Origin of the sequence: Enterobacter cloacae complex sp. IR5441 (assembly GCF_049238215.1) — a bacterium.
Lineage (GTDB): Bacteria > Pseudomonadota > Gammaproteobacteria > Enterobacterales > Enterobacteriaceae > Enterobacter > Enterobacter hormaechei_C.
The window spans coordinates 210,861-223,799 of the sequence record NZ_JBMKIA010000003.1 but is presented as its reverse complement, the minus strand read 5'-3'; the positions used below and the strand labels follow the sequence as shown (position 1 = coordinate 223,799).

At 57.0% G+C, this 12,939-nt stretch carries 8 protein-coding genes; 6 read left to right on the top strand and 2 right to left on the bottom strand.

What is annotated here, in order from left to right; all coding sequences use genetic code 11:
- Nucleotides 1-174: 174 nt before the first annotated feature.
- Nucleotides 175-1,593, top strand: a complete 1,419-nt coding sequence (locus ACOTX5_RS05620) for a YchO/YchP family invasin (RefSeq protein WP_017384247.1) — start codon at nucleotides 175-177, stop codon at nucleotides 1,591-1,593.
- A 1-nt stretch (nucleotide 1,594) separates the two neighbouring features.
- Here the strand turns inward: ACOTX5_RS05620 and narL are convergent, their stop codons facing one another.
- Entirely contained in the window at nucleotides 1,595-2,245 is a 651-nt protein-coding gene (gene narL / locus ACOTX5_RS05615; protein ID WP_003856701.1) for a two-component system response regulator NarL, read from the bottom strand.
- On the bottom strand, nucleotides 2,238-4,034 hold the full coding sequence (gene narX, locus ACOTX5_RS05610; RefSeq protein WP_032669674.1) for a nitrate/nitrite two-component system sensor histidine kinase NarX: 1,797 nt from the start codon (nucleotides 4,032-4,034) through the stop codon (nucleotides 2,238-2,240). Before narX ends, narL begins: the two co-directional genes overlap by 8 nt.
- Nucleotides 4,035-4,343: 309 nt before the next feature.
- On the opposite strand from narX, the gene ACOTX5_RS05605 reads away from it, so the two are divergent.
- The 5 genes from ACOTX5_RS05605 to narI all read left to right on the top strand — a co-directional run bounded on the left by ACOTX5_RS05605 (nucleotide 4,344) and on the right by narI (nucleotide 12,782).
- Entirely contained in the window at nucleotides 4,344-5,741 is a 1,398-nt protein-coding gene (locus tag ACOTX5_RS05605) for a NarK family nitrate/nitrite MFS transporter (RefSeq protein WP_017384245.1), read from the top strand.
- A gap of 381 nt (nucleotides 5,742-6,122) precedes the next feature.
- Complete coding sequence (locus ACOTX5_RS05600; RefSeq protein WP_045911253.1) at nucleotides 6,123-9,866, top strand: nitrate reductase subunit alpha; 3,744 nt, start codon at nucleotides 6,123-6,125, stop codon at nucleotides 9,864-9,866.
- A complete protein-coding gene (gene narH, locus ACOTX5_RS05595; RefSeq protein WP_017384243.1) occupies nucleotides 9,863-11,398 on the top strand; it encodes a nitrate reductase subunit beta in 1,536 nt (511 codons plus the stop codon). Before ACOTX5_RS05600 ends, narH begins: the two co-directional genes overlap by 4 nt.
- Nucleotides 11,395-12,105 (top strand): nitrate reductase molybdenum cofactor assembly chaperone, encoded by a 711-nt coding sequence (narJ, locus tag ACOTX5_RS05590; RefSeq protein WP_022651366.1) that lies wholly within the window; start codon nucleotides 11,395-11,397, stop codon nucleotides 12,103-12,105. The genes narH and narJ overlap by 4 nt, the downstream gene beginning before the upstream one ends.
- Entirely contained in the window at nucleotides 12,105-12,782 is a 678-nt protein-coding gene (gene narI, locus ACOTX5_RS05585) for a respiratory nitrate reductase subunit gamma (protein WP_015570365.1), read from the top strand. The genes narJ and narI overlap by 1 nt, the downstream gene beginning before the upstream one ends.
- The last annotated feature ends 157 nt before the right edge of the window (nucleotides 12,783-12,939 follow it).

Here is a 12,939-nt window from a genome sequence, read left to right as displayed (position 1 = left end):
TAGTGTAAGGGCGTCGGGTGGCGGCTTCGCACCGGTACGAATTTGTAGGTCGGGTAAGGCGAAGCCGCCACCCGACAAATCTTTTCAGGATATTCCTGAAATTTCTCTTAAGACTGGTTTTCAGGGCTTATGGCGTTAACATAATAAGTGTTTGTTCATAAACACAGGTTCTGATTGACGACGTTGAAGGCTGTATCGTCCCGCATCCGTTTTTTGCTGTTACTCCCCCTTTTTACGGCTGGAGCCGTTCATGGTGCGCCGAAATCCTTCGTGCAGCAGGCGCAAAATCCGTTTGATAACAACGGCGATAGTCTGCCGGATCTCGGCATGGCGCAACCGACCAGCGAAGGCGAAAAGCATCTGGCTGAAATGGCTAAGGCCTTCGGTGAAGCCAGTATGACCGATAACGGCCTGACGGCCGGGCAGCAGGCGCGACAGTTCGCGTTTGGCAAGGTGCGGGATGCCGTGAGCGGGGAAGTCAACGAGCAGATTGAATCCTGGCTTTCACCCTGGGGAAACGCCAACGTCAATGTGCTGGTGGATGACGACGGCAACTTTAACGGCAGCAGCGGAAGCTGGTTTATCCCCTGGAACGACAACACCCGCTATCTGAGCTGGAGCCAGCTTGGGCTGACGCAGCAGACAGACGGGCTGGTGAGTAACGTCGGGGCAGGTCAGCGCTGGGTTGCCGGAAACTGGCTGCTGGGCTACAACACTTTTTACGACAACCTGCTGGAAGACAACCTGCAACGTGCCGGGCTGGGCGCAGAGGCGTGGGGTGAAAACCTGCGCCTGTCGGCCAATTACTACCAGCCGTTCGCTGGCTGGCAGCCGCGTTCCGACATCCGCGAGCAGCGCATGGCGCGCGGATACGACGTAACGGCCAAAGCCTGGCTTCCCTGGTTTCACCACCTGAACACCAGCGTCAGCTTTGAACAGTATTTTGGCGATAACGTCGATCTGTTTAACAGCGGTACGGGGTATCACAACCCGGTTGCGGTCAACCTGGGGCTGAACTATACCCCCGTACCGCTGGTCACCCTGACGGCTGCCCATAAGCAGGGGGAGAGCGGCGTTAGCCAGAATAACCTCGGGCTGAAGCTCAACTATCGTTTTGGCGTGCCGCTGGCGAAACAGCTTTCCGCCGGGGAAGTGGCGGCGACGCGATCGCTGCGGGGGAGCCGCTATGATTCACCCGATCGCGATAATCTGCCCGTGATGGAATTCCGTCAGCGCAAAACCCTCTCGGTATATCTGGCCACGCCGCCGTGGGATCTTAAGCCAGGCGAAACGGTGATGCTGAAGCTGCAAATTCGCAGCACGCACGGTATCCGGCAGATCCACTGGCTGGGTGATACCCAGGCGCTCAGCCTGACCTCACCGGCAAACGGCAACAGCAGCGATGGCTGGAGTGTGATCATGCCTGCATGGGATGATTCGGAAGGGGCGAAAAATACATGGCGGCTTACGGCCGTGGTGGAAGATAAGGATGGGCAGCGTGTCTCCTCCAATGAGATCACGCTTTCCGTGGTGCAACCGCTCGTCGCAATGCCTGCCGACGATCCACGGTGGAAGTTGCTGCCGGATGAGTAAGTTAAAAAATGCGCTCCTGATGCACCCAGACGGCGGCTTCGACGCGGGATTTTAACTTCATTTTTTTCAGCATGTGTTTGACATGCACTTTGACCGTGCTCTCGGTGATGTCGAGACGGCGGGCGATCATTTTGTTCGGCAGCCCCTGGGCAATCAGCTTCAGAATGTCACGCTCGCGCGGGGTCAACTGGCTGACGTCACGATCAGACGTGGCGCGGTTCGCACGCAGGCTGGCGGCCAGTACCGGCGTTAACGCTTCACTCAGCACCATCTCGCCTGCGGCAGCCTGTTGCAGCGCCTTGAGCAGATCTTCCGGCTCCATATCTTTCAGCAGATAGCCGTCTGCCCCTCGCTTGAGGGCGGTGACCACGTCTTCTTCATGGTTTGAGACGCTGAAGACTACCACCCGGCCAGAGAGGGATTTCTCCCGCAGCTTGTCGAGGGTTTCCAGGCCATTCATGCCCGGCATGTTGAGATCGAGCAAGATCAAATCAGGATCGAGCGATTCGGCAAGTTCAATACCCTGTTCGCCGTTGCTGGCTTCCCCGACGACGGTGATATCTGGCGCCATGCTGACAAGCTGTTTAACGCCAGTGCGCAGCATCGGATGATCGTCAATCAACAGGATAGATGCCGGTTCCTGATTAGTCATGGTTTTCTCCTTGAGCAGTTATGAGGGGCTTTTCGGGTATAAAGGTGACCACAACTTCGGTGCCACCTGACTCTCCCCGGCGAACCTGGCAATCACCGCGCAGGCTTTGCGCGCGGTCTCGCATAATAATTAAACCATAGTGGTTCGTTCGTTCGGCATTTTCCGGCACGCCGCGGCCGTTATCCTGAACCCTGAGCTTCACCTGATTATCCTGGCAGCTGACGGTGACCGTGACGGCCGTCGCCTCGGCATGCTTGAGCACGTTGCTCAGGGCTTCGCGGGCAATTTGCAGCAAGTGGATCGCCTGGTGAGAGGGGACAAAACGCGGTGGCAGCTGGTAATCCAGCTTCACCGGGAAGCCCAGCCGGGCGCTAAACTCCTGACAGCTGGATTCCAGCGCAGGGCGCAGCCCCGGCTCTGTGAGCTGCAAACGGAAGGTGGTCAGCAGCTCGCGAAGCTGAATCCACGAGGTGTTAAGCTCGTTGCGGATCTGGCTGAGCAGCTGTTTGCTGCTCTCGGGCATGCCTTCATCCTGCATTTGCAGGCAGCTCACCTGCATCTTCATGCAGGAGAGGGACTGGGCGATGGAGTCGTGAAGCTCGCGGGCGATGGTGGCACGCTCCTCCATCACGATCAGCTGCTGCTGTTTCTCCTGGTGGCGGTCGAGCGCCAGCGTGGCCGTAAGCTGCTCAACAAGCGTATCGACCAGCTGCTGCTGGTCGTGGCTCAGGTGACGTCCGGCGGGCAGGGTGGCCAGCAAAATACCGTACTGGGTATGGCTGTCCATCAGCCGCCACTTGAGGGTCGTGCCGCTGGTGGTAAGCGGCGGCAAGCCGCGCGGGCACAGATGACACCCTTTATCGTCGCAGGAGATGTCCGACTGACAGGTAAATTCCTGATGGTTTTCCTCATCCTCAACGTCGTAAACCCGAAGCTCAAGATCGCGGAGCAGAGTCAGATTTTGCAGGCCGTTCAGTACCGGCGAGAGACGTTCGCAAAGCGGGACCTGCATATGCAGGCGACGGTTCGCCTGCCAGAGGAAAGAGAGGATCTCGTTTTTCTGCTCAAGCCCGGCGGTTTTCTCCTGGACGCGTTGTTCCAGTACCGCGTAGCTTTCTGATAGCTCTGCCGACATGGTGTTGAGCGCCTCGCCGAGCATCGCCATTTCGTTGCGCCCGCTGATGTGCGTGCGCTGGGTAAAATCGCGCTGTGTGACGGCGCGGGCCATCGCCAGGAGCTGTTTCCAGGGATTAAGCAACCGCGCGCGTAGCCAGATAACCGTGAAAATCAGCAGCAAACCCATAAACAGCGCCATTGCGCGGTGAACCATCACCACACGGTCAATGCGTAACTCTGTGGTGCGATCGAATGAGGAGACAAGATGATCTATGCGTGACACAAACCCGGCGACATCCCGGGCGACCGTTTCCCGGTCTTCCGCCCGTTTTAACCCAGGCTCCAGCTGGGTATGCCAGTAGCCCTGAAGCGCCTTAAGCTGAGATTGCTGACCGTCACGGATGGCGGCTCTTTCCAGTTCAGGGCTGAATGCGGTACGCTCCATTTCGTCGATAAGCGGTTGGTCAGCCTGCGTCAGCGGCACCGACGCCAGCAGCCGGTAACTCTGCATACGTAGCGAGCCTGCCTCGTTGATGGCATGCGCGTTACCCTGTACACCCTGTACCAGCCAGCCAGAAATGGCCATGCCGGTCACGCCGATAGCGGTGGACAGCAGAACAATAAGCGCCAGCTGGTTAACCAGCGTCAGCGGAGATAAACATCTTTTTAACATAGAGTTGCCGGGCTCCTGACGTGACCTGATTGCAGGAATGGCGCTATTCTGGTGCATACCCTGGAGTATACCCATACCAATAAAGGATTACCTCTAAATTGCCAGAGGGGTAACGGTTAGTGGGTGGACGAAGCAGGGATGCGTCAGCACCGTGAAAAACCACACCTTTTTTACGTTTTGCATCTACTCATTAAGAGTGATGGCTTTTTTTTCGCCGCAAAACCTCCCACTTTTCCTTTGATTTATATCAACTTACCGCCGCTCTAAAGCCCTAATGTTTGCAGCATCATTCGAGAATCAGAGGTGTCTATGAGTCACTCTTCCGCTCCCGAAAGGGAAACTGGTGCCGTTATTACAGACTGGCGTCCAGAGGATCCGGCGTTCTGGCAACAGCGCGGCCATCGTGTAGCAAGTCGTAATCTGTGGATTTCCGTTCCATGTCTGTTACTGGCGTTTTGCGTCTGGATGTTGTTTAGTGCGGTTGCGGTTAACCTTCCAAAAGTGGGCTTTACCTTTACCACCGATCAGCTGTTTATGTTGACCGCGTTGCCGTCGCTTTCAGGCGCACTGCTGCGCGTTCCTTACGCGTTTATGGTGCCGGTCTTTGGTGGTCGTCGCTGGACGGCTTTCAGTACCGGGATCATGATCGTACCGTGCGTGTGGCTCGGTTTTGCGGTGCAGGATACCTCCACACCGTTTAGCGTATTCGTGATTATCTCTCTACTGTGCGGTTTTGCGGGGGCGAACTTTGCGTCCAGTATGGCAAACATCAGCTTCTTCTTCCCGAAAGCGAAGCAGGGTGGTGCGCTGGGCATTAACGGCGGCCTCGGTAATATGGGCGTGAGCGTGATGCAGCTGATTGCCCCGCTGGCGATCTCTGTCTCCATCTTTGCGGCCTTTGGCGGCGGCGGTGTGACGCAGCCCGACGGTTCCGTGCTGTTCCTGCAAAACGCCTCCTGGATTTGGGTACCGTTCCTGGTGGTCTTTACCCTGGCGGCGTGGTTCTTCATGAACGATCTGTCCGCGTCCAAAGCGTCACTGAGCGAGCAGCTGCCAGTGCTGAAGCGTGGCCACCTGTGGGTGATGGCGCTGCTGTATCTGGCGACCTTCGGCTCGTTCATCGGTTTTTCCGCAGGCTTTGCCATGCTGTCTAAAACCCAGTTCCCGGACGTGCAGATCCTTCAGTTTGCCTTCTTCGGTCCGTTTATCGGCGCGCTGGCACGTTCGCTGGGCGGGATGATCTCCGACCGTCTGGGGGGAACGCGCGTTACGCTGGTGAACTTTGTTGTGATGGCCATCTTCTGTGCGCTGCTGTTCCTGACGCTGCCTGCGGGTGGTGAGGGGGGTAACTTCTTTGCCTTCTTCGGCGTATTCATGGTGCTGTTCCTGACCGCCGGGCTGGGCAGTGCGTCTACTTTCCAGATGATCTCTGTCATCTTCCGCAAGCTGACCATGGACCGCGTGAAAGCGCAGGGCGGGAGCGACGAGCAGGCAATGCGTGAAGCTGCCACCGATACCGCTGCGGCGCTTGGGTTTATCTCTGCGATTGGCGCGATTGGCGGCTTCTTTATTCCAAAAGCGTTCGGTATCTCACTGGATCTGACCGGCTCTCCGGCGGGTGCGATGAAGGTATTCCTCGTCTTCTATATCGCCTGCGTGGTCATCACGTGGCTGGTATATGGCCGTAATACCAAGAAAAACAAGTAAGCTTGATTATCCGTTTGCGCGGCCTGAGTGCCGCGCTTTTTTTAAACACTGAATAGTTACAACATACTATCGACGTTACCCGTGATCACCCGCAGGTAACGCTGTGATCGCCATCGCTTTACAGGTGTGTCTACCCCTTAATACCTAAGATGTTAAATTTTGCCTCGACTATTGTACGATAAATAAAATATATCTATATAAATCATAAAGTTAAAAAATATTAACGGCTACCGCTTTGGTGGTATTTGATCTAATACCCCCCTTCAGAGACCCCCTTCGTCTTGATCGTTATCAATTCTCACCATCTTTCATAGCGTTACCTTCGCTGCAAATCAGCAATGTCGATTTAGAGAGCCACAGGCTCCACACAGGAGATACCCGATGAGCAAATTTTTGGACCGGTTTCGCTACTTCAAACAGAAGGGTGAAACTTTTGCCGATGGGCACGGCCAGGTTCTGGATACCAACCGGGACTGGGAAGACGGTTACCGTCAACGCTGGCAGCATGACAAAGTTGTCCGTTCTACCCACGGCGTAAACTGCACTGGCTCATGTAGCTGGAAGATTTTCGTTAAAAACGGTCTGGTGACCTGGGAAATGCAGCAGACCGATTATCCGCGTACCCGTCCGGATATGCCGAACCACGAGCCGCGCGGCTGCCCGCGTGGGGCCAGCTACTCCTGGTATCTCTACAGCGCCAACCGTCTGAAATACCCGCTGATGCGTAAACGCCTGATGAAAATGTGGCGTGAAGCGAAAGTGCAGCACAGCGATCCGGTTGATGCCTGGGCCTCCATTATTGAAGATGCCGACAAAGCGAAAAGCTTCAAACAGGCGCGTGGTCGCGGTGGTTTCGTTCGTTCTTCCTGGAAAGAGGTGAACGAGCTGATTGCGGCTTCTAACGTCTACACCGTGAAAACCTACGGTCCTGACCGTGTGGCAGGCTTCTCGCCAATCCCGGCGATGTCGATGGTCTCTTACGCCTCCGGCGCGCGCTACCTGTCACTCATCGGCGGTACCTGCCTGAGCTTCTACGACTGGTACTGCGACCTGCCGCCAGCGTCGCCTCAGACCTGGGGCGAGCAGACCGACGTGCCGGAGTCCGCTGACTGGTACAACTCCAGCTATATCATCGCCTGGGGCTCTAACGTTCCGCAGACCCGTACCCCGGATGCGCACTTCTTTACCGAAGTACGTTACAAAGGGACCAAAACCGTCGCCGTGACCCCGGACTACGCCGAAATCGCCAAACTGTGCGACCTGTGGCTGGCGCCGAAACAGGGTACCGATGCCGCAATGGAGCTGGCGATGGGCCACGTCATGCTGCGTGAATTCCACCTCGACAAGCCAAGCCAGTATTTCACCGATTACGTGCGTCGCTATACCGACATGCCAATGCTGGTGATGCTCGAAGAGCGTGACGGCTATTACGCCGCAGGCCGTATGCTGCGTGCCGCGGATCTGGTGGATGCGCTGGGTCAGGAAAACAACCCGGAGTGGAAAACGGTCGCCTGCAACAGCAACGGCGAGCTGGTGGCGCCAAACGGTTCTATCGGCTTCCGCTGGGGCGAAAAAGGCAAATGGAACCTGGAGCAGCGTAACGGCACCACGGGTGAAGAGACGGAGCTGCGTCTCAGCATGCTGGGCAGCCAGGATGAGATCGCCGATGTCGGCTTCCCGTACTTTGGTGGTGAAGGTTCCGAGCACTTCAACAAGGTTGAGTTGCAAAACGTTCTGATGCACAAGCTGCCGGTGAAGCGCCTGCAACTGGCGGACGGTTCTACTGCTCTGGTCACTACCGTCTACGATCTGACCATGGCGAACTACGGCCTGGAGCGCGGCCTGAACGACGAAAACTGCGCGACCAGCTATGATGACGTGAAGGCTTATACCCCAGCCTGGGCGGAGCAGATCACCGGTGTGCCACGCGCCCAGATCACCCGTATCGCCCGCGAATTTGCGGAAAACGCCGACAAAACCCACGGTCGCTCCATGATCATCGTCGGTGCCGGTCTGAACCACTGGTATCACCTCGATATGAACTATCGCGGCCTGATCAACATGCTGATCTTCTGCGGCTGCGTCGGGCAGAGCGGCGGCGGCTGGGCGCACTACGTGGGCCAGGAAAAACTGCGTCCGCAGACCGGCTGGCAACCGCTGGCGTTTGCCCTTGACTGGCAGCGTCCGGCTCGTCACATGAACAGCACCTCCTACTTCTATAACCACTCCAGCCAGTGGCGCTACGAGACGGTTACCGCCCAGGAACTGCTGTCGCCGATGGCGGATAAATCCCGCTACAGCGGCCACCTGATTGACTTCAACGTGCGCGCTGAGCGTATGGGCTGGCTGCCGTCTGCGCCGCAGCTGGGTACGAACCCGCTGCGTATTGCGGAAGCGGCGAAGAAAGCGGACATGTCACCGGTGGACTACACCGTTAAATCCCTCAAAGACGGCTCAATCCGCTTCGCGGCAGAACAGCCGGAGAACGGTAAAAACCATCCGCGTAACCTGTTCATCTGGCGCTCTAACCTGCTGGGTTCTTCCGGTAAAGGCCACGAGTACATGCTGAAATACCTGCTCGGTACCGAAAACGGTATTCAGGGTAAAGATCTCGGCAAGCAGGGCGGCGTAAAGCCGGAAGAGGTGGAGTGGAAAGACAACGGTCTCGACGGCAAGTTGGATCTGGTGGTGACGCTGGACTTCCGTCTGTCCAGTACCTGCCTGTACTCCGACATCGTGCTGCCTACTGCCACCTGGTACGAAAAAGACGATATGAATACGTCGGATATGCATCCGTTTATTCATCCGCTGTCTGCGGCCGTTGACCCGGCATGGGAATCAAAAAGCGACTGGGAAATCTACAAAGACATCGCGAAGAAATTCTCTGAAGTCTGTGTAGGGCACCTGGGCAAAGAGACCGACGTGGTGACGCTGCCAATCCAGCACGACTCCGCTGCCGAACTGGCTCAGCCGCTGGACGTGAAGGACTGGAAAAAAGGCGAGTGCGACCTGATCCCGGGCGTAACCGCGCCGCACATTATTCCGGTTGAACGAGATTACCCGGCAACTTACGAACGCTTTACCTCTATCGGCCCGCTGATGGAGAAGATCGGTAACGGCGGTAAAGGCATCGCCTGGAACACCCAGAGCGAAATGGATCTGCTGCGCAAGCTCAATTACACCAAAGCAGACGGCCCGGCGAAAGGCCAGCCGATGCTGAACACGGCAATTGATGCGGCAGAGATGATCCTGACCCTGGCCCCGGAAACCAACGGCCACGTGGCGGTGAAAGCGTGGGCGGCCCTGAGCGAGTTTACCGGTCGTGACCACACGCACCTGGCGAAGAATAAAGAGGAAGAGAAAATCCGCTTCCGCGATATTCAGGCCCAGCCGCGCAAGATTATCTCCAGCCCGACCTGGTCTGGCCTCGAAGATGAACATGTGTCCTATAACGCCGGATACACCAATGTTCACGAGCTGATCCCATGGCGCACGCTTTCTGGCCGTCAGTCTCTGTATCAGGATCACCAGTGGATGCGTGACTTCGGTGAAAGCCTGCTGGTTTACCGTCCGCCAATCGACACCCGCTCCGTGAAAGCGGTGATGGGCGCGAAATCGAACGGTAACCCTGAGAAGGCGCTGAACTTCCTGACGCCGCACCAGAAGTGGGGTATCCACTCCACCTACAGCGACAACCTGCTGATGCTGACGCTGTCGCGCGGGGGGCCAATCGTCTGGATGAGCGAAGCGGACGCCAAAGATCTGGGTATCGAAGATAACGACTGGATCGAAGTGTTCAACAGCAACGGCGCCCTGACGGCACGTGCGGTGGTGAGCCAGCGTGTACCGGCCGGGATGACCATGATGTACCACGCGCAGGAACGTATCGTTAACCTGCCGGGGTCTGAGATCACCGAGCAGCGCGGCGGTATTCACAACTCCGTGACCCGTATTACGCCGAAGCCGACCCACATGATCGGTGGTTATGCCCAGCTGGCCTACGGCTTTAACTACTACGGCACCGTAGGATCGAACCGCGATGAGTTCGTGGTGGTACGTAAGATGAAGAATATTAACTGGTTAGATGGCGAAGGTAATGACCAGGTACAGGAGAGCGTAAAATGAAAATTCGTTCACAAGTCGGCATGGTGCTGAATCTGGATAAATGCATCGGCTGTCATACCTGCTCAGTCACCTGTAAAAACGTCTGGACCAGCCGTGAAGGTATGGAGTACGCCTGGTTCAACAACGTGGAAAGTAAGCCGGGCACTGGCTTCCCGACCGACTGGGAAAACCAGGAGAAGTGGAAGGGCGGCTGGATCCGTAAAATCAACGGCAAACTGCAACCGCGCATGGGTAACCGTGCCATGCTGCTGGGAAAAATCTTCGCTAACCCGCATCTGCCGGGCATTGATGATTACTACGAGCCGTTTGATTACGACTACCAGAACCTGCACAACGCGCCGGAAAGCAAACACCAGCCGATCGCCCGTCCTCGCTCGCTGATCACCGGCCAGCGCATGGACAAAATTACCAGCGGTCCAAACTGGGAAGAGATTCTGGGCGGCGAGTTCGAAAAACGCGCCAAAGACCAGAACTTCGAGAACATGCAGAAGGCGATGTACGGCCAGTTCGAAAACACCTTCATGATGTACCTGCCGCGCCTGTGCGAACACTGCCTTAACCCGGCGTGCGTGGCGACCTGTCCAAGCGGCGCCATCTACAAGCGTGAAGAAGATGGCATTGTGCTGATCGACCAGGACAAGTGCCGCGGCTGGCGTATGTGCATCACCGGCTGCCCGTACAAAAAAATCTACTTCAACTGGAAGAGCGGTAAGTCTGAGAAGTGCATCTTCTGCTACCCGCGTATCGAAGCCGGTATGCCGACCGTCTGCTCAGAAAGCTGCGTAGGTCGTATCCGCTACCTCGGCGTGCTGCTGTACGACGCGGACGCGATTGAAAATGCCGCAAGCACCGAGAACGAGAAAGATCTGTATCAGCGTCAGCTGGACGTCTTCCTCGATCCAAACGATCCAAAGGTTATTGAGCAGGCGCTGAAAGACGGTATTCCGCAGAGCGTGATTGACGCCGCACAGCAGTCTCCGGTGTACAAAATGGCGATGGACTGGAAGCTGGCCCTGCCGCTGCACCCGGAATACCGCACGCTGCCGATGGTCTGGTACGTGCCGCCACTGTCTCCGATTCAGTCTGCGGCGGACGCGGGTGAACTGGGCAGCAACGGCATTCTGCCGGACGTGGAAAGCCTGCGTATCCCGGTTCAGTATCTGGCCAACCTGCTCACCGCAGGGGATACCCAGCCGGTACTGCTGGCGCTGAAACGTATGCTGGCGATGCGTCACTTCAAACGTGCCGAAACCGTTGACGGCGTTAACGATACCCGCGCGCTGGAGGAGGTCGGCCTGACCGAGGCGCAGGCGCAGGAGATGTACCGCTATCTGGCAATCGCTAACTACGAAGATCGTTTCGTGGTGCCGAGCAGCCACCGTGAACTGGCTCGCGAGGCCTTCCCGGAGAAAAGTGGGTGTGGCTTTACCTTTGGCGACGGTTGCCACGGGTCAGACAGCAAATTCAACCTGTTCAACAGCCGCCGCATTGACGCGATGGATGTGACCAGCAAAACGGAGCCGCACCAATGATTGAACTCGTCATTGTTTCGCGTCTGCTTGAGTACCCTGATGCTGCGCTTGTGCAGCATCAACAGGAACTCTTTGATGCACTCGCGTCATCTGAAAACCTGGATAAAGAGGATGCCCAGAAGCTGGGCGTTTTCCTCCGCGATCTGCTGGCACGCGATCTTCTTGATGCGCAGGCGGACTACAGCCAGCTGTTTGACCGGGGCCGTGCCACGTCTCTGCTGCTGTTCGAACACGTTCACGGTGAATCCCGCGACCGTGGTCAGGCGATGGTGGATCTGATGGCCCAGTACGAGCAGCACGGTTTGCAACTCGACAGCCGCGAGCTGCCGGATCACCTGCCGCTGTATCTGGAATATTTGGCACAGTTGCCGAAAGAGGAAGCGCTGGGCGGGTTGCAGGACATTGCTCCCATTCTGGCGTTGCTCGGCGCGCGTCTCCAGCAACGTGAGAGCAGCTATGCAGTCCTGTTCGATCTGCTGGTGAAACTGGCTAACGCCTCGGTTGACAGTCAAAAAGTGGCGGAAAAAATTGCGGATGAAGCCCGTGACGATACCCCACAAGCACTGGATGCCGTCTGGGAAGAAGAGCAGGTGAAATTCTTTGCTGACCAGAGCTGTGGCGAATCTGAAATCTCCGCGCATCAGCGTCGTTTTGCCGGAGCGGTGGCTCCGCAATATTTGAATATCTCTAACGGAGGACAGCACTAATGCACTTCCTGAATATGTTCTTCTTTGACATTTACCCGTATATCGCGGGCACCGTATTCCTGGTGGGAAGCTGGCTGCGTTATGACTATGGCCAGTACACCTGGCGTGCTGCCTCCAGCCAGATGCTGGATCGTAAAGGGATGAACCTGGCGTCAAACCTGTTCCACATCGGGATTTTGGGAATTTTCGCCGGCCACTTCCTGGGGATGCTGACCCCGCACTGGATGTACGAAGCGTGGCTGCCGATTGAAGTGAAGCAGAAGATGGCGATGATTGCCGGCGGCGCCTGTGGCGTGATGACCCTGGTGGGTGGCCTGCTGCTGCTGAAACGACGTCTGTTCAGCCCACGCGTGCGGGCTACCACGACCGGAGCGGACATCCTGATCCTCTCCCTGCTGATGGTGCAGTGTGCGCTTGGTCTGCTGACCATTCCATTCTCTGCGCAGCATATGGACGGCAGCGAGATGATGAAGCTGGTTGGATGGGCGCAGTCTGTCGTGACCTTCCGCGGGGGCGCTTCTGAGCATCTGGACGGCGTGGCGTTTATCTTTCGCGTTCACCTGGTGCTGGGTATGACCCTGTTTGTGCTGTTCCCGTTCTCTCGCCTGGTGCACATCTGGAGTGCGCCGGTGGAGTACCTGACGCGCAAATATCAGGTTGTGCGTGCTCGTCGCTGATTCGCTGTATTAATACAACCCCGCATTTGCGGGGTTTTTTTTGTCCCCGATCCAGGGGGGCGTGCGGATGCCGGGTGGCGGCTGCGCCTTACCCGGCCTACAGACCCTATTCGTAGCCCCGGTAAGCGAAGCGCCACCGGAGAAAACAGGCAGGGAA

Bases quoted from the DNA above. Each gene is read 5' to 3' on its own strand.
- narL (WP_003856701.1), bottom strand. From the start codon at position 2,245: ATGACTAATCAGGAACCGGCATCTATCCTGTTGATTGACGATCATCCG.
- ACOTX5_RS05605 (WP_017384245.1), top strand. From the start codon at position 4,344: ATGAGTCACTCTTCCGCTCCCGAAAGGGAAACTGGTGCCGTTATTACA.
- narI (WP_015570365.1), top strand. From the start codon at position 12,105: ATGCACTTCCTGAATATGTTCTTCTTTGACATTTACCCGTATATCGCG.
- narX (WP_032669674.1), bottom strand. From the start codon at position 4,034: ATGTTAAAAAGATGTTTATCTCCGCTGACGCTGGTTAACCAGCTGGCG.
- ACOTX5_RS05600 (WP_045911253.1), top strand. From the start codon at position 6,123: ATGAGCAAATTTTTGGACCGGTTTCGCTACTTCAAACAGAAGGGTGAA.
- narJ (WP_022651366.1), top strand. From the start codon at position 11,395: ATGATTGAACTCGTCATTGTTTCGCGTCTGCTTGAGTACCCTGATGCT.
- narH (WP_017384243.1), top strand. From the start codon at position 9,863: ATGAAAATTCGTTCACAAGTCGGCATGGTGCTGAATCTGGATAAATGC.